This window comes from Paenibacillus daejeonensis DSM 15491 (assembly GCF_000378385.1).
GTDB classification, from domain to species: Bacteria; Bacillota; Bacilli; order Paenibacillales; family Paenibacillaceae; genus Paenibacillus_D; species Paenibacillus_D daejeonensis.
Genome location: NZ_KB899664.1, coordinates 382,202 through 408,944, shown reverse-complemented (window position 1 = coordinate 408,944; position 26,743 = coordinate 382,202). Strand labels below are relative to the sequence as shown.

22 protein-coding genes are annotated in these 26,743 nt (G+C 54.3%); 14 read left to right on the top strand and 8 right to left on the bottom strand.

Annotation, left to right across the window (positions count from 1 at the left end; translation table 11 throughout):
* Positions 1 to 793 precede the first annotated feature (793 nt).
* Positions 794 to 1,663, bottom strand: coding sequence for an agmatinase (gene speB / locus F556_RS0118615; RefSeq protein ID WP_020618502.1), 870 nt, complete (start codon positions 1,661 to 1,663; stop codon positions 794 to 796).
* A 26-nt stretch (positions 1,664 to 1,689) separates the two neighbouring features.
* Entirely contained in the window at positions 1,690 to 2,517 is an 828-nt protein-coding gene (gene speE, locus F556_RS0118610) for a polyamine aminopropyltransferase (RefSeq protein ID WP_020618501.1), read from the bottom strand.
* 186 nt (positions 2,518 to 2,703) lie between these two features.
* Between speE and F556_RS0118605 the strand changes: the two genes are divergently transcribed.
* The 4 genes from F556_RS0118605 to F556_RS0118590 all read left to right on the top strand — a co-directional run bounded on the left by F556_RS0118605 (position 2,704) and on the right by F556_RS0118590 (position 6,978).
* The gene (locus tag F556_RS0118605) at positions 2,704 to 4,812 is read left to right on the top strand and encodes a transglycosylase domain-containing protein (RefSeq protein ID WP_020618500.1); all 2,109 of its coding nucleotides are present in this window, start codon (positions 2,704 to 2,706) and stop codon (positions 4,810 to 4,812) included.
* A 135-nt stretch (positions 4,813 to 4,947) separates the two neighbouring features.
* Positions 4,948 to 5,607, top strand: coding sequence for a futalosine hydrolase (locus F556_RS0118600; protein WP_020618499.1), 660 nt, complete (start codon positions 4,948 to 4,950; stop codon positions 5,605 to 5,607).
* Positions 5,608 to 5,612: 5 nt separating this feature from the next.
* Entirely contained in the window at positions 5,613 to 6,602 is a 990-nt protein-coding gene (locus F556_RS0118595; RefSeq protein WP_026297374.1) for a 1,4-dihydroxy-6-naphtoate synthase, read from the top strand.
* Positions 6,603 to 6,705: 103 nt separating this feature from the next.
* Positions 6,706 to 6,978, top strand: coding sequence for a hypothetical protein (locus tag F556_RS0118590; RefSeq protein WP_020618497.1), 273 nt, complete (start codon positions 6,706 to 6,708; stop codon positions 6,976 to 6,978).
* A gap of 6 nt (positions 6,979 to 6,984) precedes the next feature.
* Here the strand turns inward: F556_RS0118590 and F556_RS0118585 are convergent, their stop codons facing one another.
* On the bottom strand, positions 6,985 to 8,775 hold the full coding sequence (locus F556_RS0118585) for a DUF2339 domain-containing protein (protein WP_020618496.1): 1,791 nt from the start codon (positions 8,773 to 8,775) through the stop codon (positions 6,985 to 6,987).
* 332 nt (positions 8,776 to 9,107) lie between these two features.
* On the opposite strand from F556_RS0118585, the gene F556_RS0118580 reads away from it, so the two are divergent.
* The 5 genes from F556_RS0118580 (at position 9,108) to F556_RS0118560 (ending at position 16,925) form a co-directional block, all read left to right on the top strand.
* Complete coding sequence (locus F556_RS0118580; protein ID WP_245583089.1) at positions 9,108 to 11,348, top strand: AraC family transcriptional regulator; 2,241 nt, start codon at positions 9,108 to 9,110, stop codon at positions 11,346 to 11,348.
* 21 nt (positions 11,349 to 11,369) lie between these two features.
* Positions 11,370 to 12,980 (top strand): extracellular solute-binding protein, encoded by a 1,611-nt coding sequence (locus F556_RS0118575; RefSeq protein WP_020618494.1) that lies wholly within the window; start codon positions 11,370 to 11,372, stop codon positions 12,978 to 12,980.
* Positions 12,981 to 13,204: 224 nt separating this feature from the next.
* Complete coding sequence (locus tag F556_RS0118570) at positions 13,205 to 14,140, top strand: ABC transporter permease (RefSeq protein WP_020618493.1); 936 nt, start codon at positions 13,205 to 13,207, stop codon at positions 14,138 to 14,140.
* A gap of 15 nt (positions 14,141 to 14,155) precedes the next feature.
* A complete protein-coding gene (locus F556_RS0118565) occupies positions 14,156 to 15,022 on the top strand; it encodes a carbohydrate ABC transporter permease (RefSeq protein WP_020618492.1) in 867 nt (288 codons plus the stop codon).
* A gap of 229 nt (positions 15,023 to 15,251) precedes the next feature.
* Positions 15,252 to 16,925, top strand: a complete 1,674-nt coding sequence (locus F556_RS0118560; RefSeq protein WP_020618491.1) for an ABC transporter substrate-binding protein — start codon at positions 15,252 to 15,254, stop codon at positions 16,923 to 16,925.
* A gap of 783 nt (positions 16,926 to 17,708) precedes the next feature.
* Here the strand turns inward: F556_RS0118560 and F556_RS0118555 are convergent.
* The 4 genes from F556_RS0118555 to F556_RS0118540 all read right to left on the bottom strand — a co-directional run bounded on the left by F556_RS0118555 (position 17,709) and on the right by F556_RS0118540 (position 19,954).
* Positions 17,709 to 17,996 carry a hypothetical protein gene (locus tag F556_RS0118555; protein ID WP_020618490.1) on the bottom strand — a complete coding sequence of 96 codons (288 nt, stop codon included), beginning with the start codon at positions 17,994 to 17,996 and terminating at the stop codon, positions 17,709 to 17,711.
* A gap of 136 nt (positions 17,997 to 18,132) precedes the next feature.
* Positions 18,133 to 18,714 (bottom strand): hypothetical protein, encoded by a 582-nt coding sequence (locus F556_RS0118550; RefSeq protein ID WP_020618489.1) that lies wholly within the window; start codon positions 18,712 to 18,714, stop codon positions 18,133 to 18,135.
* Complete coding sequence (locus tag F556_RS0118545) at positions 18,711 to 19,112, bottom strand: hypothetical protein (protein WP_020618488.1); 402 nt, start codon at positions 19,110 to 19,112, stop codon at positions 18,711 to 18,713. Before F556_RS0118545 ends, F556_RS0118550 begins: the two co-directional genes overlap by 4 nt.
* A gap of 365 nt (positions 19,113 to 19,477) precedes the next feature.
* Positions 19,478 to 19,954 carry an MgtC/SapB family protein gene (locus F556_RS0118540; RefSeq protein WP_040717121.1) on the bottom strand — a complete coding sequence of 159 codons (477 nt, stop codon included), beginning with the start codon at positions 19,952 to 19,954 and terminating at the stop codon, positions 19,478 to 19,480.
* Between the two features lie 303 nt (positions 19,955 to 20,257).
* Between F556_RS0118540 and F556_RS37205 the strand changes: the two genes are divergently transcribed.
* Entirely contained in the window at positions 20,258 to 20,410 is a 153-nt protein-coding gene (locus F556_RS37205) for a DUF1540 domain-containing protein (protein ID WP_020618486.1), read from the top strand.
* 174 nt (positions 20,411 to 20,584) lie between these two features.
* Here the strand turns inward: F556_RS37205 and F556_RS0118530 are convergent, their stop codons facing one another.
* Positions 20,585 to 21,088: a YwhD family protein gene (locus F556_RS0118530; RefSeq protein ID WP_020618485.1), complete on the bottom strand. Its 504-nt coding sequence runs from the start codon at positions 21,086 to 21,088 to the stop codon at positions 20,585 to 20,587.
* 203 nt (positions 21,089 to 21,291) lie between these two features.
* Between F556_RS0118530 and F556_RS0118525 the strand changes: the two genes are divergently transcribed.
* The 4 genes from F556_RS0118525 (at position 21,292) to F556_RS0118510 (ending at position 26,708) form a co-directional block, all read left to right on the top strand.
* Positions 21,292 to 23,304, top strand: coding sequence for a M1 family metallopeptidase (locus F556_RS0118525; RefSeq protein ID WP_020618484.1), 2,013 nt, complete (start codon positions 21,292 to 21,294; stop codon positions 23,302 to 23,304).
* A 10-nt stretch (positions 23,305 to 23,314) separates the two neighbouring features.
* Positions 23,315 to 24,130, top strand: coding sequence for a hypothetical protein (locus F556_RS0118520; RefSeq protein WP_020618483.1), 816 nt, complete (start codon positions 23,315 to 23,317; stop codon positions 24,128 to 24,130).
* 512 nt (positions 24,131 to 24,642) lie between these two features.
* Positions 24,643 to 25,086 carry a C40 family peptidase gene (locus F556_RS0118515; protein ID WP_020618482.1) on the top strand — a complete coding sequence of 148 codons (444 nt, stop codon included), beginning with the start codon at positions 24,643 to 24,645 and terminating at the stop codon, positions 25,084 to 25,086.
* Between the two features lie 272 nt (positions 25,087 to 25,358).
* Positions 25,359 to 26,708, top strand: coding sequence for a cryptochrome/photolyase family protein (locus tag F556_RS0118510; protein WP_020618481.1), 1,350 nt, complete (start codon positions 25,359 to 25,361; stop codon positions 26,706 to 26,708).
* Positions 26,709 to 26,743: the final 35 nt, after the last annotated feature.

The window sequence follows — 26,743 nt, the reverse complement described above, 5'->3', positions numbered from 1 at the left end:
TCTTGCCTTACAGCTAACCTCGACCGCCCCTCCTGCGCTCCAACGAAACTTTCTTGCCTTACAGCTAACCTCGACCGCCCCTCCTGCGCTCCAACGAAACTTTCTTGCCTTACAGCTACCTCGGCCGCTCCACCTGACGCTCCAACGAAAGTTTCTTGCCTTACAGCTACCTCAACCGCTCCACCCGGCGCTCCAACGAAACTTTCTTGCCTTACAGCTACCTCGGCCGCCCCTCCTGCGATCCAACAAAAGTTTCTTGCCTTACAGCTACCTCGGCCGCTCCACTTGGCGCTCCAACGAAACTTATTTGCCTTACTGGGGGGGCTGCGGTGGGCTAGTACCAGCCTGCAACTAAACTTTTTTTACTTACAACCTCCACTCTGCGCACGATCCCAACCTCTAACTAAACTTTTTTTACTTACAACCTCCATTCCACGCCCCATCCCGACCTCTAACTAAACTTTTCTTACTTACAGCCTCCACTCCACGCCCCATCCCGACCTCTAACTAAACTTTTTTTACTTACAGCCTCCACTCCACGCCCACCCCGACCTCTAACTAAATTTTCTTTACTTGCAACCTCCACTCCGCGCCCCATTCCAACTTACAGCCACCATTTCTTGCCTTACTGCCGCCTCCCCCCTCTCACCCGCGCCACCTGACGCTCCAACGACTCCGGATGACCGGCGTGAAGTGAGACGCTGCGGCGTATACGATTCCAAGGTTCGTTCAGCCAAAAGAACCCCCGTCCGGCATCAGCCGAACGGGGGTCTCTTGCTGCTATCGCAGCCTGTTACTTGATGAAGCCGAGCAGCATTTCGCGGATGACTTTGGCCGCGACGATCTGGGTTTGCTCTGTCGGATCGTAGGCTGGGGCGACCTCGACGAGGTCGCAGCCTACGACGTTGACATCCGAGCCTGCAATCGCATGGACCGCTGCCAACAGCTCCTTGGAGGTGATGCCGCCCGCTTCCGCAGTTCCCGTACCTGGCGCGCACGACGGATCGAGCACGTCGATGTCGATCGTTAGGTAGACGGGACGGCCAGCCAGCGAAGGCAAGACCTTCTTGAGCGGCTCCAGCACCTCGAACGGGTGGAAGTTAATATGCTCACGCGCATACGCCCACTCCTCCCGCGAGCCCGAGCGGATGCCGAACTGGTAGATGTTCTCGCCGCCCATCAGGCCAGCCGCCTTGCGCAGCGGGGTCGAGTGTGAGAGCGGCTCGCCCTCGTACTGCTCCCGCAGATCAGCATGCGCGTCGAAGTGAATGATTGCCAGATCCGGGTACTTGGCGTACACCTCCTGGAAGATCGGCCACGAGACGAGATGTTCGCCGCCGAGCCCTACAGGCATTTTGCCGTCGGCCAGCACGCCACGCACATACTCCCCAATCACCTCAAGACTGCGTCCCGCATTGCCGAAAGGCAGCAGCAGATCACCCGCGTCGAAGTACGTAATGTCCTCCAGACTACGGTCGAGGTAGGGACTATATTCTTCCAGGCCAATCGAGACCTCGCGGATACGCGGCGGTCCGAAGCGCGAGCCTGGACGGAAGGAAACGGTGAAATCCATCGGCATGCCGTAGATGACTGCCTTGGATGCTTCATAATCCTCAGAGCTGAGAATGAATACATTGCCTGAATATTGCTGATCCAATTTCATGAGGGCTTGTCCTCGCTTTCGCTACCTTATTTGAGCAGATCTTCTACAAGCTTAGGCAGCGCAAAAGCGCCCTTGTGCAGCCGCGGCGAATAGTACTTGGTGTCGATATCCGGAATCGAAGACTCGTCCACTTCCAGAGGGTCGTGCTTCTTGCTGCCCATTGTAAAGGTCCACAGACCGCTCGGGTACGTCGGCACATTGGCACAATATACACGGACGACCGGGAACACTTCCTTCACATCGCGGTAGACACTCTCGATCAGGTCCGCCTTGAACCACGGATTGTCCGTTTGGGCAACGAAGATGCCGTCTTCCTTGAGCGACTCGTAGATGCCTTGATAGAAGCCTTTGGTGAACAGATTCACCGCAGGACCAACCGGCTCCGTGGAGTCGACCATGATGACATCGTACGTATTTTTGTGATCATGAATATGCATGAAGCCGTCGTTAACAATCACTTCGACACGTGGATCATCCAGACCGCCTGCGATGTTCGGCAGATATTTTTTGGAATACTCAATAACCTTGCCGTCAATCTCGACGAGAACAGCCTTCTCCACTTCTGGATGCTTCAGCACCTCGCGGATGACGCCACCGTCGCCGCCGCCAACCACCAGCACGTGACGCGGATTAGGATGGGTATACAGCGCAGGATGCGCGACCATCTCATGATAGACAAATTCGTCTTTATCCGTCGTCATGACCATGCCATCGAGGACCAGCATGGTGCCGAACTCCTCCGTTTCGATCATAGCCAGCTCTTGAAATTCCGTTTTTTCATGAACATACGTCTCTTTTATTTTAGCCGTAATGCCATACGTTTCCGTTTGTTTCTCGGTATACCACAGTTCCATTGTGATCAAGCTCCCTTCTATGGGTCAATCGTTCTTCCGTAATTATAGTAAAACAAGGGGAAAAAGCAACCTCTGACGCCCCCTCTACAAAAATTTAATCCTGTGCGCGTTCATTGAATAGCTCATGCCTCCTTTTTCCATACTAAAGATATAGCATTTGGGGCAGGTAGAAGGGAGTGAAGGCGCATGCGCAAATCAAAGGTCCAGCGGCAGCGCGGGCGAGGCAGCAAAGACGCCTCAATACAATCGGAGCGGTGGTTAACCTGGCTGTACCGTCTCTCGCGGTTGCTCAAAGTATCCGGGATCGCCATCGCCATCTGTCTGGTGGCCACTGCGGGGCTGCTGCTCTATCTACGCACGCAGGCCCTGCCGGCAACAACGATCAGCCAAACCTCGGAGATGCTGGATCTGAACGGCGAGGTGATCGACACCTTCCATACTGGACAGAACCGCAGACCCGTCAGACTGAATCAGATATCCCCGACCCTGGTTACAGCCACGATCGCCATTGAGGATAGACGGTTCTTTGATCATACCGGCTTCGATATCAAAGGCATGGCCCGGGCCGTGGTGGCCAATGTGGAGAGCCGCTCCAAGAAGCAGGGAGCCAGCACACTGACCCAACAATTGGCGCGCAATTTGTATCTGACCCATGAGAAGACATGGACGCGCAAGCTCCGAGAGGCGATGTACACGGTACAACTAGAGATGAAATACGCCAAGAATGAGATTTTGGAAATGTATCTGAATCAGATTTATTACGGACACGGCGCATACGGGATTGAGGCTGCGGCCCAGATGTATTTTGACAAGTCCTCATCGGAGCTGACACTGGGGGAGAGTGCCCTGCTCGCAGGAATTCCGAAGGGACCTACCTATTATTCGCCTTACCGCAATATGAAAAATGCCAAGGACCGCCAGAAGATCATCCTCACCACCATGACGGATCAAGGGCATATCACGGCCGAGCAAGCCAAAGCGGCCTATGAGGAGCTATTACCGCTGCAGACGCAGGGAAGCGCAGAAACCGAAGGGATCGCCCCGTACTTCCGGGATTATGTGCAAACGATAGCCGTAGAACAGCTGGGCCTGGATGAGCAGCTGCTCGTCGAGGGCGGCATCCGCATCTATACGACGCTGGACCGAGCCACGCAGCAGGCGGCCGAGCAAGCAGTACACAAAGGTCTCCCGGCAGATTCGGAGCTGCAAGGCGCACTCGTCGCTATTGATCCCCGAAACGGCTACGTCAAAGCGATGGTCGGCGGCCGGGATTATACCGAGAATCAGTACAATCGCGTCTTCGCCACGACGCGCCAGCCCGGCTCCTCGTTTAAGCCGCTGCTGTACCTGACAGCGCTGCAGAGCCACAAGCTGACGCCGATGTCGACCTTCCGCAGCGAACCCACCGTCTTCACCTATGACGAGGGGCGGCAGACGTATCAACCCCGCAACCATAATGACAAATATTTTAATGACGACATCGATATGCGCAAGGCGATTGCGAGCTCGGATAATATCTTTGCGGTCAATACGGTGATGGCCGTTGGACCGGAGGAAGTGATTGATACCGCCCGGAGGCTCGGCATCGACAGTCCGATGAAGCCCGTCCCTTCGCTGGCACTCGGGGCGTTTCCCGTTAGTCCATTTGAAATGGCCTCGGCATTCAGCGTGCTTGCCGGAGGGGGCGTACGGCATATGCCGACCGCGATTCTGCGGATTGAGAGCAAGAACGGTGAAGTCCTGTACGAGGCCAAGCCCCAAGCGGAAGAAGTTATTGACCCGGCAGCCGCCTATGTCATGACGAATCTGCTGGAGAGCGTGTTCGAGCCTGGGGGAACCGCCAACCGTGTCTCTGCGCTGATCAAGCGCCCGGTCGCTGGCAAGACAGGGACAACCAATACTGACGCTTGGCTGGTCGGGTACACGCCAGAGTTGACGACGGCTGTCTGGGTTGGCTATGACAAGGGGCGGAGCATCAATACCTCCGAGGCTCATAGCGCTGCCCCCATCTTCGCGACCTTCATGGAAGAGGCGCTGGCGGCTGTGCCGCCCAAGATCTTCCCGATGCCACCGGGCGTTGTCAGCGTCTATATTGATCCGGCATCCGGCAAGCTGGCCGGCAGCGGCTGCGCCGAGAAACGGCTGGAGACCTTCATCGCCGGTACCCAGCCGACCGAAGTCGCTTGCGGCGAGGCTACAGATGGCGCGGAGCCTCATGATAACAGCGGGGTCATCGATGCCGAGGTACAAAAACGGCAATCGTGGTGGCAGCAGCTCAAGCGCTGGTGGGACTAGCCAATTTTCCAACCGATCTGCCGTTCATTGAACGCTTGCAGCGAGACGCGGCTTTTATTGAGGGGACGACTCCTGTTACAATAGAAGCAAAGCGATCCCCGCTGTAGATGGAGGATCGGTAAGGAGAGCTGAATGATGTCTGAATCGATGCATATTCTAATCGTCACTGCCGTTGCTGCGGAGCGCGACGCTGTGCTGCGGGGTCTCGGTGACGCTTCTGGAGACCGTTTTGATGTCAGGTCCGTTGGCGTCGGCCCGGCAGCAGCTGCAGCCGGCACCGCCATGATCCTGGCAGAACGCAGCTATGACCTGGTAATCAGTGCCGGGATTGCCGGGGGGTTCCGCGGGGGCGCCGAGCTAGGCGAGCTGGTGCTGGCCGATCGGATCATTGCAGCCGATCTGGGCGCGGAGACACCGGACGGTTTTGAGAGCGTGGACGAGCTGGGCTTCGGTTCTGCGGTGGTCGAGAGCGATCCTGTACTGCTGGCCCGCTGTCAGGAAGCGCTCCAGGCCGCAGGGTTGGCTGTACACACAGGCCCGGTGCTGACCCTCTCCACTGTCACGGGCACGGCGGATACCGCTGAGCTGTTAAGCCGTCGCATTCCCGGTGCGCTGGCTGAAGCCATGGAGGGCTATGGTGCTGCCGTCGCGGCCCAGGCACGCAGCCTGCCTGTGCTGGAGCTGCGCGCCATCTCCAATCACGTCGGGCCTCGCGACCGGTTGGCCTGGCGGATCAAGGAAGCGCTGGATGCGCTGGCGGATGCAAGTGCCGCACTGAAGGGGGTGTTCGCATGAAGCAGCTGAACATCGCGTATTCTCCCTGTCCCAATGACACGTTTGTATTCCATGCTCTGGCGCATGGCCTGATTCCAGGCGCGCCGGAGCTTGCGGTTACCTACGCCGATATTGATGTGACGAACAAGCTTGCCGCCGAGCGCAGCGGGCCGGAAGTACTGAAGATCTCTTATGCGGCGCTCCCCTGGGTACTGAGCGACTATGCCCTGCTCCCTTGCGGCGGTGCGCTCGGCCGCGGGTGCGGTCCTCTCGTGCTGACACGAGGTCACGGGGCGCCGGCCATCAGTGCCGTGGAAGAAGCCGCAGCCCTGACCGTGCTCCCGGACCCGCTCGATGGTGACCGCATAGCGAGTCCTGCGGCTGAGTCTACCTTGAGTGCCGAAGGCCCTGCAGATGCAACACTCACGCCCGCCATGGGCAGCGCCGACCCTGCATGGCTGTCCGGCAAGCGTGTGGCTGTGCCAAGCGATCGTTCGACCGCTTACCTGCTGTTCCGGCTCTGGGCGGCTGCTCATGTGCCAGGCGGCATCGGCGAGATTGTCGTCATGCCGTTTCATGAGATCATGCCAGCGGTTCGCGACGGCCACATCGATGCAGGATTGGTGATCCACGAAGCCCGCTTCACGTACGCGGAGTACGGCCTACAGCTGATGACCGATCTGGGCAGCTGGTGGGAGAGCGATACGGGCCTGCCGATTCCACTCGGTGCCATCATCGCCCGCCGGGGCTTGGCAACTGCACAAATTGCAGATTGGATCCGGGCTTCGGTCCGCCACGCCTGGAAGGAGCCGCAGGCTTCATCGGAGTATGTGATGGCTCATGCGCAAGAGATGGCGCCCGAGGTGGCACAGGCGCATATCGACTTGTACGTGAACGACTTCACCGAGGATCTCGGCGAGGATGGATATGCCGCCGTGACGGCACTGCTCAGCCGCGCGATGGAGGAGAAGCTCGTGCCAGCCTTCGATCTGGCGCTGCTCCGTCACTCGGACTGATCTGCCCGCAATGGCGATCAAGGAGATTTGGCAGCTTCTGTGTCTGCCAGGTCTCTTTTTTTGCACACCAAGCAGGGCCACAACACCTAAGGAGGAAAGAAACATGCGACTCGAAGAATGGCAACTGCTCCGCGTCTTGGACACACTCACTACAGAGGAGAAAGAACAACTGCGCCAGGACGGTGAGACCCACTTTGGGAAGGCCATTGACTTATCGCCGCAGGGCCTGTCCGGGCTTTCGATGGAGCTCTTGATTCCATTACGGGATGCTGCACGCGGTCTCTTGATCACACGCAAAAACGCCCCCGGCATGCACGAGGCCATGCAGGAGGCGAATCAACCGGGCACGGCATCCTCCGGATCAACGGAAGGGTAGCCTTGCCTATTCTTTTTTTCGATATAACAAACGGGAAGCCGCAATACCTGCTACGCCGAGTCCAATGAACAGAATCGCCCGCACGGCAGGAGACACCCCCGGCAAATCGACGAAAATGATCTTGATCAGGGTCAAAAATAGGAAGCCTACGCCGGCCAGCCGGACTCTGGCTCGCTGAAGCACAATGCCCACGACGATGACCGCGATGGCGTACACAATCCAGACGCCCGATATAAGGAGTCGCTGCGTTTCATCAGCGAGGGAGCTGCTCAGCAATTGCGTAACCTGGGTGATGAAATACAGCAGGAGCAGGCCTTCCGCCCACATCACCGATTGGACGATGGACGGGGGCTGCTTGCCCTCCTCCAGGCCGAGATTCCGATACTTGTACAGGATGGGCAAGGTCACCAGCAGCATTAGCCAATTGACCGTTTCCCCTGAGGCCAAGGTTTCAATCGGCATATTAATTGTACCTACCGCACCCAACGCATAGATAGCGAGACCCACCAAAAACTGCAGGTTATTGCGCAGGTACAGCCCAAGAATAATGGCTGCCGTGCCCTGCAGCACGAGTGTACTGGCGACGAAGTCGATATCTACTGTATGTAGCAGCCATAGCGTGAGGCCCACTGACGCAAGGATGCCGAAAACGACATAAAGCTTGCGCTGTCGATAGAACAGATAAGCCGTTGCCCCGTGCAGAATCGTCGCGGCCCCGAGCAACACGCCGTACATTCCGGCAGAACGTATGCCGTACATCACATAGAACCAGCCAGCCATGGCCATAAACCCGGCGAACAGCACCGATTGCCTGTAAGTGGCAGAATGCGTGGGCTTGTAGAACGCCGCTAAGCCATACAAGGTTAGATGCTGCAGAATAACTGCCAACAGAAAAATCGTCCGATACTCATCAAAATCATAGACCGCGTATAGGATAAGCGGTAGATGCAGGAGCCCGAACGCGGCACCGTAGGCGACCCTGAAGTTCAACCGGGCAGCAATGATCAGCATGGCAATGGAGAACAGCGTCTCATACCCGATGTACAGCCACGGATTAGGGGTGTCTCTAGTTAACAGCAATGGGATGAGATATCCCGCCACCATGGCAACCAGCATCAGCGATTGCGAGCGATGCCGGAGCGACGCCAACACGCCGAGCCCTACCGTTCCTACGAAAAACACCCCAGCCACCCCTATATCAATGAGGTCATAGAGCGTATAAGCGGCCACCCCGGCAAGGATCAGAATCGCTACGGCTCCGCCAATCAGCACCTGACCCAACGCATCACGCCCGCCCTTAAGCTGTCGTTCACCTAATATGTACATAATGGCGGCCGCCACAATCCCGATTAGACAGCGGACCGGTTCATTGATGAAGCCTGCGGAGACCGCAGCCGTGAATCCCCATAGTACCCCCAGCAGGAGCACGACCACAAACACCCGGGGCAGCCATACGCGGGCCACATGCTCCCAGTCCGTAGCTGGTCTCGGCGTATATGGCGCGGGATCTGCTCCATAGGGAGGGAGCGGCGGAACTTGTCGCCTACCCGGCTGAGCCGAAGATGCCTCAGAGTCAGCAGTGGGAGGCTCTTGCCTTGGATTACCCGGCGGGCGAAACGCAGATGGAGCGAAATCAGGCTGCGCTTGGCCTGCATGTGAAGAATCAGGCTGCTCCACCTCATGCATACTCCACTGCATGCGTTCCCCTCGGCCTCTAGCCTGGCGCAAGACATCCAACTCGTGCTCCAGACGCTCAACCTTGGCTTCCAACGCACGAAGCCGCTCTTCTGTGCTCATCCTCTACCTCCTCCGAAATCTGCCCTTTCAATGTGAATCCTATCGTATGTCACAACCCAATATTTTGCAATAGCTCCCAAAGCCCTATAACTCTCCCGATTCCAGATTCTTCTTCTTCCGAATGGATATTACCCAATACTACTTGGCATTACCCACTCCGAACAAAAAATGCTGCAGTCACGATATCAATCCACAAAATGTACACTCAGGTTCAAATTGTACATAAAAGGTCGTAGAGGTTCATGCTACTATAGAAAATGTACATTTCAGGAGATTTTGGGGGGAATCACGTGCATTGGAGCTGGAAGAAAATTAAGCCTTACACACGCAGCGTGGCCTTTCGATGGATGGTGTCCTACGCCGTCATTTTGCTGATTCCGGTCATCTTGAGCATCATCATTTACAGTCAAACTAGGGAAATTGTTGAATACGAAATCAAACGGGCAAGCAGCGCCATGCTCCAGCAAGTCCGTTATATTGTCGACGGTGAGCTGCAGCAGACCGAGAGCTTGGCCACCCAACTGTCCATCCAGCCCGAGTTCAAAAAGTGGTTGAACGGACCCTCGGCCGATCATCCTTATCTGACCTACCAAACCAAGCAGGAACTCGGCAATTTGCTCGCTACTCATGACTTCATTAAAGGCATCTATCTGTATTCCAACAAGCTGGGTACCGTACTCTCGGGGGACACCTATGCTGACGCCCGCCTGTTCTTCGAGCTGCAGCATGCGACGTCTTCTTATTCATACGAGGAATGGCTGGATATGATGCAGACAGAGCACGCAGGCTCCTACATTACCTTGCCTGTAGAAATCCAGGGGCGCAAAACGGTGACGCCCGCCTATATTCGCTCGCTGCCCATGCAAGTGGACGGAACGCCCGCAGGGACACTTCTGTTTCCCTTGCATAACGAGAAAATTCGGACCCTGCTGGAGAACATCGACTGGGTGAAGCAAGGTCAGGTATTCATTATGGACGAGCGTAACCAGGTGCTGTTCCAGAACGGGGACGACTCTGAATTCGCTTCATTATCCGAACCTTGGGAATTGGAAGGCACCGGCACCTTCACCCGTTCGTTTGACGGGATCCCGTCCATGGTGACCATCGAAGCCTCCGACACGACGGGCTGGCGTTATGTCAGCGTCTTTCCAACCGAGGTGTTCTGGGAACGGGCCCGGACTATTCAGACCCTTAACGGTCTTGGCCTGCTCTTGTGCTTTTTAATTGGAGGCGCTGTCATCTATTACTTTGCCCGCAAAAATTACGACCCTGTGAAGCAGCTCGTAAGCGTCTTTGCCAAGGGTCAATCAGGGCATGCAGGGGCTGATGCCGATGAATATTCGTTCATTCAACGCAGCGTGCTAGAGACGATCCGGGAGCGTGATGACATGAGCAACAAGCAGACGCAGCAGCTGCGGGTCCTGCAGCATTATTATCTCGCCCGGGCTCTCAAGGGTCAGGCTGATCGCAGCATTCCGCTCTCCGAGCTCTCCCGGACCTACCATCTTCAATGGACCTCCGAACGCTTCGGCGTCCTGCTCTTCTATATCGAGAGCGATGCCAGCGATGTGCGGGTACTGGATATGGCGCAATTTATTGTCTCCAATATCCTTGCAGACTTTGTCCCGAACCATCTGGCCGTCCGTTTCACCGATGTGGACGGGACGCTCGCGGCTGTTGTGAACGTAGCCGATGACAGCGAGGCTTGCTGGAAGATGGAGTTGGAGGACGCCCTCGCGCAGGCCCATGAATTCATTGCGACCCGGTACAAATTGCGGTTCACGACGGCAGGCAGCGATCTGCAGACCGGTCTGGACGGCATCCACCAGGCATTTTTGCAAGCACTCGAGGCCCAGGAGTACCGCATTGTGCTTGGCGAGGGGCAATCGCTGTGGTATGGCGAAGTGAAGCCGGCCAAGAGCAGCTATTTCTTCACGGTAAACGAGCAAATGATTCTGCTAAATCTGCTCAAGGCGGGCGATTACGACAAAGCGCAGGGAGTTATTGATGATGTGGTGGAGCAGGCCTTCCAGACGCAAGCGTCTCTGGAGATCATCCGATTCGTCCTGCTTGACCTGGCGACCACGCTTATCAAGGCGATTCCAGATGATGAACAAACCGCTATCGCATGGGATGAATGGCGTCCCCTCAAGCGGCTGCTGGCCTGCACCTCCAAAGCAGAGTTTCATCAGGAGCTGTCGGATATTCGTGATCAGGTATGCGGCGTGCTTCGGAGCAGACAGAATGTACAAACGCAAGCCGGAATCGGCGAGAAGGTGACGGCGTTCGTGCAGGAGCATTACGGGGACAAAAATCTGAGCGTCTCTCTGATTGGCGACCACTTCCGGCTATCGCCGCAATATGTATCGCGACTATTCCGCGAGCAGACGGGCCAGGGACTTCATGATTTTATTAGTCAGACTCGGGTACAGGCCGCCAAGTCCCTTCTCCAGGAAGGAAGCAGTATCGACGATACCGCTGAAGGGGTCGGTTTTGCCAGTGGCCACGCGTTCATCCGCGTGTTCAAAAAATATGAGGGCATCACTCCCGGCAAGTATAAAACAATCAACTAAACACAATAGGAGGTGTAAAGTATGCCAGATGCCAACTACCTCACCAATCATCGTGCATGCTGGCTGGTTCTCCTCCTCTCCGCCCTGCTGTTGTCCGGCTGCTTCGGCAGTCCGGAACCGGTGGAGACGGGAAATCACCAGAGCGAATCGGAGGATGCCGATCGCTCGGTGACAGAGCCTTTCCAGTATCCCATGACCAACGGACCCAAGCTCACGCTCATGAACGAGTTTCCCGACATTGCTGCGCCCAACCGCGGTCCGATCGATCATGTCTATGAGGAACGAACCGGGATCACCATCCGCCATCTGGGCGGTGTGCCGATTCAGGATAGCAAATTTCAATATCTGCTTGCCTCCGGCAACATGCCGGATATCTTTATGAACAACTGGCTGGCTTATCCGGGCGGGCCCGAGAAAGCGATTGAGCAAGGATACATTCTTCCGCTCAACGATGTCATCGATCGCTATGCCCCCAACTTCAAGCGAGTGCTGGCCGAGCATCCTGAGATCGACAAAATGGTCAAGACCGATAGTGGACTCTACTATGCCTTCCCGTTCATCCGTTCAGAGTCCGGCCGCGTCTATGGCGGCCCGATAGTGCGAACCGACTGGCTGGAGGAGCTGGGACTCCCTCTCCCTACGACCATCGATGAATGGCACTATATGTTGAAGGCATTCAAGCAGCATAAGAAAGCCTCCTCCCCGCTGACGCTGCGGACACTATTCATGGGAGAGCGAACTGCCGGGTTTGCTGGAGCCTTCGGCGTGATGGGCAACTTCTACGTCGAAGAGGGCCAGGTCCGTTACGGTTATCTTGAGCCCGGGTATCGGGACTATCTGGCCACGATGAGTCAATGGTATAGAGAAGGGCTGATTGACCCGGACTTTGCCGTGATCGACATCCGTACCGTAGACCAGAAGATCATGAGCGGAGTCAGCGGCGCAACCATCGGCTGGCACGCCTATATTGAGAAGTACAATCTCGCCGCGCAAGCCGCGGGAACGAGCGCGAGCTATGCCGCCGCACCCTACCCAACGCTCGTGAAGGGCGAACTGCCCAAGTTCGGCCAGTTGGATAATGCGTATGCCGGCACCAGCTCTGCGGCCATTAAGGCGACCACCCAGCATCTCGAAGCGGCGGTACGCTGGCTGGATTACGCCTATTCGGAGGAGGGCAACCTTCTGAACACGTTCGGCATCGAGGGACTGACCTATACGATGGACAGTGGCCAACCGACCTACACCGACCTGGTATTGGACAACCCCGAGGGCTTGTCCAGTGACCAAGTGATGCTGCAATATGCGCATCAGACGAATTTCCCGATGATTCAGCGTGACTCCCAAATGATCTGGAAGTTCGAGGCGACCCATGGGGCACCCGATATCTGGCGGCACACCCGGCATGAAACGCATCTGCTTCCTCCCATTACCCCTACAGCCGAGGAGGCCAGTGAGCTCTCCGCCCTGATGGATGGCATCGCAGACTATGTACAAGATGCGGAATTGCGCATCATTCTGGGCGAGGAATCTATTGAGGCCTACGACAGCATGGTGAATCAGTTGCGACTGCTCGGTATCGACCGGGTGCTGGAGATCAAGCAAGCGGCCTATGAACGTTATATGAAGCGATGACCTTCCCTAGCAGGGAGGTCTTTTTTTGTTTTTTTTGCCGGGATTAAGGATTTTGCCTGTTGATTTCAAGATCAACCCCCGGTTTTTACTGATCCTGTACATCATTTCTCATTCTGCACATTGAGCGGCAGCGACCTCTCCGTTACATTGGGGGAGCAAGCAAGCACGGCATCAAGACGTCTCCCGGAGCCGGGGCAAATATTCGCAGGGGAAGTGATAACGACATGGCCACGCAGGCTCGCAGCAAACTCTCGGACACCACGCCGCTGTGGAAGCACGTCCGCAAGGAATGGAAGCTCTACGCGTTTTTGGTGATCCCCGTCATTTACTTTGTCATTTTCAAGTACATGCCGATGATCGGCAACGTGATCGCCTTCCGCAAATATCGGGGCGGTCCCAGCATTCTGGGCTCGGAGTGGGTGGGCTTCACCTACTTTGAGATGTTCATGAAGGATCCGACCTTCTGGCGGGCCTTCTTCAATGATTTGACCCTGAGCGTGAGTTACCTGGTCGTCAAGTTTCCACTGACGCTCGGATTCGCCCTGCTTCTTAACGAAATTACGAAGATGCGATGGAAAAAGTTCGTGCAGACCGTCTCTTATCTCCCCCATTTCATCTCCATCGTTATCGTCGCGGGGATGGTCAAAGAGATGGTCTCCCTGACGGGACCCATCAACTCGCTGGTGGCGTGGCTTGGTTATGAGCGGATTGCCTTCATCTCCCTGCCTGAATGGTTCCCAACGATCTATGTCTCCTCCGGTATCTGGCAGAGCCTGGGTTGGGGCACCATTCTCTACCTGGCAGCCATGACCGGTATTAATACCGAGCTGTATGAAGCAGCCAAGATCGATGGTGGCAGCCGCCTCCGGCTGGCCATGCACGTGACGATTCCCGGCATCCTACCGACAATTATGGTGCTCCTGATTCTGGATATCGGCAGCATTCTGAGCTCCAACTTTGAGAAGATCCTGCTGCTCTACAACCCGCTGACGTATGAAACCGCCGATGTCATCTCTACCTATGTCTATAGGATGGGCATCACGGGCGGTAACTTCAGCTATGCGACGGCCGTTGGCTTGTTCGAGGGCATCATCGGCCTTATCCTCGTCACTATCGCCAATGAATTATCCAAGCGCACGACGCAATCCAGCCTATGGTAGAAAGGAGCCGTCCCTATGACGAAGCGTATTAGTCTATTCGATATCTTCAACACCCTGATCATGCTCGTGGTCGTCTCCTTCACCTTGTATCCGTTTCTCTACCTGGTGGCCCAGTCGTTCAGCTCGGAAGCGGCGATCTATGCCGGCAAGGTCAGCATCTATCCGGTGGAGTTCACTACCCAGACCTATGAGGTGATCCTCAGCAAACCGGATTTCTTCCGGTATTATGGCAACACGATACTCTACTCGGTGCTGGGCACGTTCATTGCAGTAGCAGCGACAGCAGTGATGTCGTATCCATTGTCCAAGCCTAAGCTGCGGCTCAACAAGTTTTTTATCCCGTTCGTGCTCTTCACGATGTACTTCGGCGGCGGCCTGATCCCCAACTATATTCTCGTCGCCAAAACGCTGGGCATGCGCGATACCATCTGGGCAATCGTCATTCCCGGCGCCATCAGTGCGTTCAACGTCATCCTGATGAAGACGTTCTTCGCCAGTCTGCCCAATGAAGTCGAGGAAGCTGGCCGCGTCGACGGTCTCGGGGTATTCGGCATCTTCACCCGTATTGTCTTGCCACTGTCCAAGCCGATCCTAGCGACGATTATGCTGTTTGTGATGGTAGGCATGTGGAACAACTGGTTCGGCCCCTCGCTCTACCTTCAGTCCAAGGAGAAGTGGCCGATCGCCCTCTACTTGAAGCAGATTATCGACAACGCGGTCAGTCCGACAGAGATTGGGGCCTCGTCCGAGCAGACCAGCCAGATCGCCGCCAGCGTCAAGTCGACGGCGATGGTTCTCACCTCGCTGCCCATCATCTGCATCTACCCGTTCGTGCAGCGCTATTTTGTTCAGGGCATGATGATCGGATCGGTAAAAGGATAAACGATATAACCGGAAAAATGGCTAGGTACGTATGCCTTTGAGAATGAGTCGTTCTTCCGATCGCTGTTGTCCCCAGATTTCTTGGATTGATAACCCCTGTAGGGGGTGAAATCCCGGGACAAAGGCGAGCGCTACGCTTCTCCAGAACTGACTCATTCTCTTTGGCTACTTAACCCTGCCCTAATACTCCGTTATATATAGTTTTGAAATTAGACAGGGAGGTTTTGCAATGAAAAGATGGGGTAACACTGCGGTACTGATGATGCTGTCGCTGATGCTTGTGGTGATGGCGGCCTGCAGCTCGAATGAGCCTGCTAGTCCTGGCACCAACCCGCCCGCAGGCGAGACAGGACAGACGAATACCGAAGGCGATGAAGCAGCGGACTATACGTTTGGAGAGAACGAGACGTTTCATTCCACAGAACCGGTAACCTACTCCATGATGTACAGCGACCATGAGAATTACCCTTATAGCAAAGACTGGCGCCTGTGGAGCGCGATCCAAGAGAAGACGAATGTGACCTTCGACCTGTCGATTACGGCCCGGACCGAATACGATAACCAAAAGTCCCTGCTGGTGAACAGCGGCGATGCGCCGTACCTGATTCCCAAAACGTATGATGAATCCGCTTTCGTGGCAGGTGGTCAAATCGTACCGATCAGCGATTGGGTGCAATATATGCCGAACTATATGAAAGCCGTGAAGGATTGGGGCATGGAAGAAGACCTCAAGTCCAAGCTGAGGGAAGATGGAAAGTATTACGTCCTTCCTGGCATGTGGGAGGTTGCGGGTGGCGGATACTCTTATATCATCCGTAAGGATATTTTCGAGGCAGCGGGCATCGATGTCCTCGCAGAACAAGCGGATTGGACATATGAAGATTTCTACGAGGTGCTCAAGAAGGTGAAGGAACACACAGGCAAGCCTTACGTGTTCTCTGACCAGTTCCAAGGCGAGTCATCGCTGAACATTACGGCTGTCCAATATGGGGTGACCGCGGGCTGGGGCATTTCCAATGGACTGTATTTTGACCATGATCAGGAACAGTTTACCTTTGCCAATGCGTCGGATAACTTCAAAGCTTACCTGGAGTACTTCAACAAGCTCATCCGGGACGGCCTGATGGACCCTGAGTCCTTCACGCAGGAAAATGATACGGCGCAGGCCAAGTTCTTCAAGGGCGACAGTTTCGTCATCAATGGCAATTATCAGCAGCTATCCGACTTCCGCTCCAAGATGCAGGACCCTGGTGCCGAGCTGTATATGATCGTGCAGCCGGGCGGTCCGAAGGGCATGCAGCAGATCGAGACGTCGCGCCTGGAGAATGGCGTCATGGTCAGCCAGAATGCATTGAATGAGCTAGGCGAAGAAGGCTTCATCAAATTGCTGCGCTTTGTTGACTGGTTCTGGTATTCGGATGAAGGCCAGACGCTTAGCCTATGGGGTGTCGAAGGCGAAACCTTCACCCGTGACGGCGACGGCAAGATCGTCCTGAATTCGGACATCTACTACAACGGGATGAATGAAGGCGCATCGAAGCAGTTGAACGTCGATTACGGCTTTGCCAACGGCATGTTTGCCTATGGCGGTTCGACTGATCTGAAGCTCTCCAAGATGACCGAGGGTGAAAAAGACTATTTTGACCGCATTCTCTCAACCCGCGAACCGCGCAAGCTGGCACCGCCTATCATGGCAACGCCGGAGGAGAGTGAGCAAATGAATCTGATTTCGACTCCACTCATGGACTTCGTGAAGACGAGCACCCTGCGCTTCATCACCGGCCAGGAGAGCTTCGACAACTGGGCCACCTACACTGCCCAAGTCGAAGCCAACGGTAGCGAGCGCTACACACAGATGGCCAACGATATTTTCGAGAAAACGAAGGATAAGCTGGGATACTAATTGAGTTATGTTGAGGGGCTTGTAAAATCAGGCTCAGGTGAGGGCTATATCGGTGCTTCACCTGACTCCATAGGCTGCCGGCGGTTATCACCGCCGGTTTTTCCTATGGCGATGGATATTCCTCGCTCCACGCTCCATAGCAAGTGGCGGCGCAGGTGCACCTCGCCCACGCTCTCTGGCAAGTGGCGGTGCAAATTAAGCGTACTTCCCATGCGAAAGCTAAGTACGGAGGATATCACCAAAAGCGCGTTGTGCTGAAATCCACGAGGTTTGGGAGCATGATGGCCGAGGGACAATTGATCCTAAGGGACGGGGATGATTGGGGATGGTCCAGACCATCTCCGCCCGAGCCTTAACGACAAAAGTACCACTATTATCCTAAATTCATAGCGATCCTGAAGAGTTAAAGTCAAAAGTACAACTAATCCGTTTATTTATAGTAATATATGGATATTCCCGGCGTATTAACTGTATTTTTGTCCTTACGAGCCGGATAATCATCGTTTTGGCGCTTTTTAAGTGTACTTTTGTCTTTAGCAGAAGAAAGAAGGAGCGACCCTTTCACCCTCTCATAAACCTCCGCTCGCTGTATTACACAGTTGCACCTGTCCACCTGTCCTTGCGACACAGGTTAATTCCCGTTGCACCACCCCTCACAAGCCAAAACGGCCGATGTAGACTAATCGCGTTACTCGAAACGAATAAAAGCCCGCGCCTTCAGTCAGCTACATAGCGACTGTGACGCGGACGAAGACAATAAGTTGGACAACTAACTTTCAAGCTTCACTTGCCCACCAACCTCTGGTACGCTTCGATAAAAGCACAGGGGTCCACCTTGAGCGTGAAGGAGACAATACCTTGATCCGTATGTAGATACAGCATGCCATCTGCACCTCGCATTCGGCGGTATGAGATATCGAATAGTGAGTCAATCGGAATTTCCTTGTGCGCGGTGCGCAGGCACGTATCGCACAGATGCATCTCATGCTCGTGCACCACGGTGCAGATGGACAGCTTGTCGACATTGCGCTCTACTTTATAGTAAGGCAGCGTAGCGATTACAGATTCCATGTTCACCTCTCCTCAAAGTTTTCCGAAGGAAAACTAGCTTCGGAAGCATAGGCTTAAGTTTTCCGAAGGAAAACTAGCTTCGGAAGCATTAGCTTAGGTTTTCCGAAAGGAAGCTCGCTTCGGAACTATAGGCCTTCTATTCGGCTGCAGCGAAATAATTCATGTTATCCAATGTGTAGAGCCGATTGCCGTTACGGTCATAAGCATATAACTCCTCAACCATCCAAGAGCTGGATCCCGCTTCGCCTTCTCTAGCAAAATGAATAATTCGGCCCATGGCAGGCTCCATTTGTTCCAGCGTCCCATCTCGCCACAATACCTCCACTGTAGCAACCTCGTGGTCATTAATCCAGCCAATCACATAATGATACGCACGCGACCCTTGTGTAGAGTAGCCTTCCCCGAACTTAATCTGCCACTCCTCCTGCGGCTTAGTACCGAATCCTCCACCACGCGCTTCCCAGAACAGGCCAAGCACCTGCTTCATAAAGGAATGGTGGTACATCTGATACTTTTCATCCCAAAACACGACCGCATGAATGCCACCGGCATCAATAACAGAAACGGCTTCCACCTCAACCGGCAGATTCATCCCGAGCAAAGACTCTCTGATCCCGCGCTCTGGCGTAAGTGCGAAGGAGGTCATGGCTCCGAGTACGATAATTCCCATTACCACAATGATTGCCCAGCGAATAATGTGCCCCTTCGCACGCTTCATTCTGCCACCTCCTTGCCCAGAGGAATCTCGAAGGAGAAGGCTTCGTCATACGATTCCTGCCCGAATGTAATCTGGCTCAGTCCCGCAGGGACGTCTTCGTACGAATACACACCCGTGCCGCAGAACAAGTTCATCGTGCCGCCCCAGCTTCTGGGACCCAAAGTCTCTCCACTCGGAAGATGGACAACCGCCTGCTGAGGCAGCTTACTGCCCGAGCCTAGTCTGCAGCCGCGAACATACACATTCAGGTTCTCCCCGTCATAGATGACCCCTTTTATCGTTAACTTGCTTTCGAAGAAGGTTTGCTTCTCCCTCGGCCCTTCATAATAGATTCCCGCTGATTTGGCCTCTCTGAAATCTCGGTTAAATGAGTACATATCTGAGTAGGGAATAATCATTGGCGCTAAGAGAAGTACTACTCCCCCCACAATCAGAAGCCATTCGATGACACGTAATAGATTAGAAACGCTTCTTTTCATACAATCCCCACCGCCATCCATAATAATCCACTACAACTGTATCTGATTCCCAAATTAGATTCAACACTTCCTTTCAATCGGTAGCTAGGCCCTCCCCAAAGCGTTGATGGCCGCCTTGGTACGCTACAGCGGGCGGTGGGCGGCGATGCGAGCAAATAGAGGAACAAAAGTGTGTTACAGCGGGCGGTTGGCGGAATTATCTTAGTCACAGCAAACAAAATCATAGTTTCCTGAACAATAAAAAAAACCATCACTCATCATGATGGTTGTGGACTAGAACTACGCTACCCTTCACTCTCTTCTCCGGTTGCCTTGTGTGTCTTGAATTTGTGCCGCTCCAACGCGTTGGCGATCCGCGCCATGACAGTGGTCAGCACAACCGTGAAGATGACTACGCTATAGAAGCCAGCCCCTACGCCGATCCCGATGCCGCCCACGTACAGAATCATGGCCGCGGAGGTAAGGCCCTTCACTTGAAGACCATCCTTCAAGATGACGCCCGCTCCCAGGAACCCCAGACCCGAGACAATCTGAGCCGCCAAACGCATCGGGTCCATCATTGTCCCTTCGGCCGTACTGAATTTCCCTACACTATAAATGGAGATAATCGTAATCAGTGCGCTCGCCACACAGACATACATATACGTTTTCAAGCCGGCTGGCTTGCTCTTCGCCTCGCGATCCCAACCGATCAAGAACCCTAGCAGTGCACTGACCACAATGCGAATATACACTTCATAATGCGGGATATCCGCATCCATCCAGGTCAGAAATTCGCCCACGCCTCATCACCTTCTGTTCTAATATGGCTTGAACACCATACTAACCAGCTTATTCGGATGAGACCGGATTCATGCGCTGCATAGAGGACAAGAGGTACCTAATCGGGCAATTGCCATCTGGGTGATTGTCTGCTAGAATGAAAGGGTAATTACTAACATAGTAATTACAGTCAACGCACAAAAAACCTCATCCATTATCACTGGAAAAGGCTAGCTAGCTTCTGTACAAGCGCCAACTTGTACGAGCCTATGCGACTGTGCTCCCAGAGGAGGTGAATCCACATGGCTAAAGATGTCATCTGCGAAGTAAGCTCGTGCCGTAACTGGGCTGGCAACAACCGTTGTTCAGCTGAATCGATCTTCATCGTCAACAACAAAGAAAGCAATGCGCATCGTTCCGCAGAAACCGACTGCAAAACATTTGATCCGAAATAAAGCTTCTAAAGATTGAAGGGATTTCATCGGTCCCTTCTTTCTTTTTGTATTTTACCAAGAATGATAACCATTATCAAGTTTTTTTTGAAATAAGTTTGCGTACCCGAAAAACAAGCCGCCTATACCTGGCTACAGTAGCCCAGGCATAAGGCGGCTTGTTTTTGTTTGGTTCTTCTATGAGAGTGCTTCCTGGAGTGTCTCCGGGGAATTGTTCCACCATTCCTCATTGTGCTCGATCAGCAGGTTTTTGAGGAGCTGCTTTTCCTTATCACCAAGTTCCCCCAGGATATAGCGGCGTTTGAGCGCATAGTCCAGCTTGTTGACATGGTCGGCAAGGATTTTCCAGCCGCGTCGCGCTTCTTCGTCGATTAGCATCTCGCAAGCCGTCGCCCCGCCATAGAAAGCTCCCTCTTCCGTCCGATCCACAGCCACCCATACGATCCAGCATTGTCTTCCATTGGGCACGTCTTCCTTATTCATGCTGAACTTGATCCGCTTCTCGATCTTGCTCTTGGCATGCATGGCTCCCGCGTCCATATAGGCCTCGTCGCCATCAATAATGACACATGCGACCGAGTTCAAATCGATCGAGCCCGCTCCGAATCCTTTGTGTTTCTCGCCTGCGATGAGATTAAACCCCAGCTTCTTCTTCATTTCCGGTCCCTTGCCTTGTTCCATGCTTCATTCACTCCCGCCAGTCTTTAGTCATTGTACTTCCTATTATAGCTCTATTGTCCGATTGGACGATCGAGTCATCATTCGGCATCTCAACCAAACCCTGCAACAGGGCCTGGACGAATTAAATTCTATTTTAGCTAATAATCCGGGAAAAGCCAACATATACATGCCTTAGAAGCTTGTCAACGGGAGGTATTGGAGCTATGATCCCACGTCATGCAAAGAAAATCGTTTTTGTTGTCCTACTGGCCTCCTTGCTCACGCTTTCCCTGCAACATGGTTTTGGAGAAGCCTGGCAGTCGCAGTACACGTTCGCACAACCTCCATCAACATTGTCCGAGCAGAGCACAGCTGCACCGGAGGGCAGCGCGGCCCCCGGGGCTACAGAGCCCGATTACATCCAGATCCCCCCGCCCCGCGTCCTCAGTCACCGCGTCGTCGAGTATCATATGGATGTGCAATTGGACGAGCAGACGCGTCAGCTCAAGGGTAAACAAACGGTGACTTGGACCAATCCCGGCAAACAGCCGGTCACTGAGATGTACTGGCATCTCTACCCTAACGCGTTTGCGTCGCCCGAGACCACCTTTATGCAGGAATCCGGCGGCAAGCTCCGTGAGGACAAGGCTACCGAAGCTAGTACCGGCTCCATGGAGCTGCTCAGTCTGAAGACAGAGGAAGGCGAAAGTCTCCTGCCCCGACTTCATTATGTTCAACCGGATGACGGGAATTCGCAGGACCGAACATTGGCCAAGCTCAAGCTTCCCGATCCTGTAAGACCCGGCCAGAGCATTACATTGACTACCGAGTATATCGTTCACATGCCAGCCGTGTTTGCACGTATGGGCTATGCCGGCAATTTCGTCATGGCAGGACAATGGTTCCCCAAGCTGGCCAAGTACGAAACCTCCGGGACCCGCGGTCGGGTCAATGAGGGGTGGAATGCTCACCAGTATCATGGCAATTCGGAATTTTACAGCGACTTTGGCATCTATAACGTGCGCATCCAAGTCCCTGCCGATTACAAAGTAGCGGCCACCGGATTCCCAACCAAGGCAGCCATCACGGATGGGAAGAACAAGATTTATCAGTTTTATGCCGACGATGTCCATGACTTCGCCTGGGCAGCCTCGCCGGATTTCATCTATGTGGAGGAGCCTTATTCCACCGATGGTGTGCCGGGCGTTCGAATCAAGCTTTACCTTGATCCGAGACATGCCAAGCTGCAGGACCGTTACATGCATGCTGCCAAATCCGCCTTGGCCAAATATGCCGAGTGGTTTGGAGAATATCCTTACTCCACGTTATCTATCGTTGTACCGCCTGCTGGAGGCAGCGGGGCTGGCGGTATGGAATATCCGACACTCGTCACTTCGTTTGCAGCTGACAGTGACAATCCCGGCTATGAGCTGGAGCGAGTCGTCATCCATGAGATCGGTCATCAGTACTGGTACGGGATGGTCGCCTCCAACGAGTTCGAAGAGGCTTGGCTCGATGAGGGCTTCACCTCCTATGCCGAGGACAAGGTCATGGAGAGCGAGTACGGCATCCAGCCCAATCTCTTGGTGGAATCCAGCTACATGACCGATCCTGCACCGCTCAAGCAGCTGTCCTGGGCCTACCGGGATCACGACCACTATGCCGAGAATGTGTATATTCGCGCCAAGCTGGTACTCATGGATATGGAGCAACGGGTCGGCGCGCAGACGATGCGCAAAATCATACGCACCTACTTCCAGAAATACAAGTTCAAGCATCCCTCTACTGCTGATTTCCAGCGCGTGGTCGAGCAGGTGACCAAGCAGAGCTGGAAGGATTATTTTGACCAGTACATCTATGGCAAACTGATGGCCGACTTCGCCGTGGAGTCGATCAACATCCGCTCCGTCAAACAGGACGGCCGTACCTTGTACGAGTCCGTGATTCTAATCCGCAAACGTGGCGGTGACGTGGACAGTGTGCCCATTCATCTGCAATTCCAGGACGGAAAATCTGTTGAAAAGCTATGGGACGCGCAGGAGACGCATATACAATATAAGATCACCCATAGTTCACCGCTGGCATGGGCAGCTGTCGATCCCGATTACTCCATCGTACTCGACAATCAGCGCATTAATAATTATATGAAGGCGGAACTGCCGGGGCGCACCGGCACACGCTGGAATCTTGGTATTGTCAAAGTCCTCGAGGGGCTGCTCCGCTCCTTGGGCTGGTGAGGAGGCACGTATGAAAGAGCATATTAGGCAAGGCTGGCGGCTCGCGGTCAAGCACTTATATATTGTCATCTTCTTGTTTCTGTACCAGCTGCTATGGGGATTTGGTCTATACCGTTACGTGGAATCCACCTTCATCCCCTTGCTCAAACGTTTCCCGGACACGCTGCCTGCGGAGCGAGCGGTCCAGGTCTTCCTGATGGAAGCTCAGTTTCAACTGATGAAGACCGACCTGATCCAGCCCTATCTGTGGACCCTCGGAGCCCTTCTGCTAGTGCGAATGCTCTTTTCGCCACTGATTCAGAGTGGCCTTCTCTATTCCCTCCGCCATGCAACGGATGAAGGCGGAACGAAGTTCTTCCAAGGGATTCGCGCTTCCTGGAAGAAGATCACGCTGCTCTACTGGATCAAATCCATCCTTGTACTAGCCCCTGCGTGGTGGCTGCTGCCGGCAGCGCTGCAGTTGCTGCTCAACAGTCCATCGCTGGCAGAAGCAGCAAAGATTGCATTGCCGTATGCCGCTTGCTGGCTGTTATGGAGTACACTGCTCCATCTCCTGTTCCTCAGTCTGCAGTTTGGGGCGGTGTCAGAGTCAGGCATGCTGGGAAGCAGCCTCCACTCGCTCCGCGCGTTCCTGCCACTCCTGTTCATCACGCTGATCATGTGGGGCATCGGGGCAGGAATCGGACTGGCCGCTTCATCTGTCACCCTGATCTGGGCTGGACTACTGGCTCTCATTCTCCATCAGGCGTTCTATCTGGTTCAATCCCTGGTCCGGGTATGGACGCTGGCTTCACAATACGAACTGTGGGAATCCAAACAAAGTTAACACAAAATCGCCTCTCTGCTTCGGCAGAAGGCGATTTTTGCATGTTATAGTTGTTAAAATGATGACAAAAATTCTCAAAACCTTCCATGAAAGGTGGTGGCAATCGCTTTCAATTGTGAACATTACGTGACAAAAGCAGGAAAACTAAAAAAATCCTCGAAATGATCTTCGATATACTACATAAGAACGCCGAGTTCCTGACATCAGGAAACGGGGGACCCAGTTCTGGGTGAATTGATCCTCGGACGCATCTAAATAAAAGTTCAAAAACTGGGTTTTCAGCACCGAGAAGTTTGGAGGCAGGAGGAAATGAGGAGCGGAGCGTAGGTAAGCCTACGTGAGCACCGGAAGTTCGGACTGCGTTCAAAATTCGATGCCGAATTCGCTTCTATGTATCACTTCGTGATCAAAATCCAGCTTTTTGAACGACCTTTAATGCATCCGGAGGAGCCATAGGGAGCCTTCAACCGAACCCCTCAGCTAACCTCGTAGGCACGGAAGGAGCTTTTTGCTTGAGAAAAGTGTTGACCTCATTGGCAGCCCTTGTCTTAACCATGAGCTTTATGGTAGGAGCTGCTGCAGCCTCATCCTTCAACAAGATGGAGGATGTCATTGCCGATTTGATCGGCACCCCGTACAAGTATGCCGGCACCACAACGAGCGGCTTTGACTGCTCCGGGTTTACTGCGTACGTCTTCAAGCAATTGGATATCGTACTCCCGCGGACATCAGGTGCCCAGGCTCAGCATGGCGAGAGCGTCGAGCAAGACGAACTTCAGCCAGGCGACCTGGTTTACTTCAATACCAGCGGTAAAGGCGTATCCCACATCGGCATCGCAGTGGGCGACGGCAAGTTCGCTCACGCCTCCTCGAGCAAAGGCGTTATGATCAGCAAGCTGAGCGAAGCTTACTGGGATAAGCGCTACATGGGCGCGCGTCGCGTGGCCGAACTCTAGGAGATCAAGCGATCCGTGCTCCACAACATACAAGTTCCCTAGGACTTGTCGCGGCGTACAGACCTGAATGAGCTGTCCCGCACCCCATCAACCGCAGTTGTTTGCTTTTGCAGACGGCTGCGGTTTTTTTCATCACGTTTGTCCATTGGGCTTTGCTTCCTGTTTAACATCCAGGTGGTTAGTGTATTGCCTTATACCGAACTGTCTCCGGCGAGACTGCCGGATCTCCATATTAGAAGAATATACGCTGCAAGGACGAGGAGGTTTCAATCATGTATGTATTCATTCACCGCAAAGATCTTCGCACCCGCGACCTGCGTGCATTTGACGCATTGAAGAAACGGAATATGCCGGGCATCCACCTGCTCATCCTGGATCCCAAGCTGCTGGAGGACGGGCGGGCCCGCGCCCATAGTGGCCGCCAGTTCCTGCGTGAAGCGGTCCGCTTGGAGAAGCAATACAAGCAGGCTGATCAGCGGCTCCACCTGCTCAGTGGCGATCCCGCAGAGGTGGTGGACGCCCTCCTGCACGCGATGCCGATCAAAGGTATCGTAGCTCATGCCGACTATACCCCCTACGCGAAGCAGCGCGACGAAGCCATTCGCAAGATCGCGGACGACCGCAACGTACCTTTCGTGCTTGTTGATGATCTGCCACTCGCGGATCTGGAGGATTTCCACAGCTTCACCGGGCGTTCGGAGCCCTATAAGGTTTTCACGCCGTTCTACAATAAATGGCGGGCGTACATGGAGCAATATGCCCGGCCCCAGGCCTCTGCTGAGCTCTCTGATCTGAAGACGGTCAAGTCGTTGGATAAAGAGATTGGTGAGCGCTTCGGCGTGCCGCAGGAGCTCCAAGCCGCCCTGGACAAACAGCAGGATGAGGCAGAGGATGCCTGGGCGCAGCTGGAGGACTTCGCTGACAGCGAGGGCCTGCGCGATTATGAACACCGGCGCGACCGCTACAGCCGGGACCCCAATACCAGCGGAATTGCACGTTATCTCAATACCGGTGCACTGTCCGCACGGGCTGCCTACGGTGCGGCTTGGGACAAAACCGGCGGCGAGACGTGGGTGAGACAGCTGGCATGGCGGGATTTCTATCTATACCAAGCTATCTTCAATGAAGACTTCTTCCGGTACGAACAGCGATATGACCTCTCTCCCCTAAGCGAAAGTCATTATCAGGCTTGGGAGGAGGCACGGACTGGCATTCCCATCATTGACGCTTCGATGACAGAGCTGAACGAAACTGGCGAGATGCACAACCGATTGCGAATGATCAATGCCATGTTTTTGACCAAAAACCTGCTCTGTCCCTTCACTCTGGGCGAGCAATATTTTCGCCGCCAGCTCACCGACTACGACAATTGCCAGAACCGCGGCGGCTGGCTCTGGAGTTCATCGCTCGGCTACGACGCCGCGCCTTATTTTCGCATCATGAATCCGGCCACCCAGTCACGCAAACACGATCCCGACGGCTCTTATATCAGGCGCTGGCTGCCGCACCTCGACCATCTTGATGACAAGGCCATTCATCTCCCGCAACCAGATGCAATTGTTGATCTCAAAGCCTCGCGTGCGCGCGCCATTGAAGTGTATAAAGAGATTTTGCGGGACTAAGTTCAGAGCGTGCGGGTTTGACGTGTGGAGCCGGA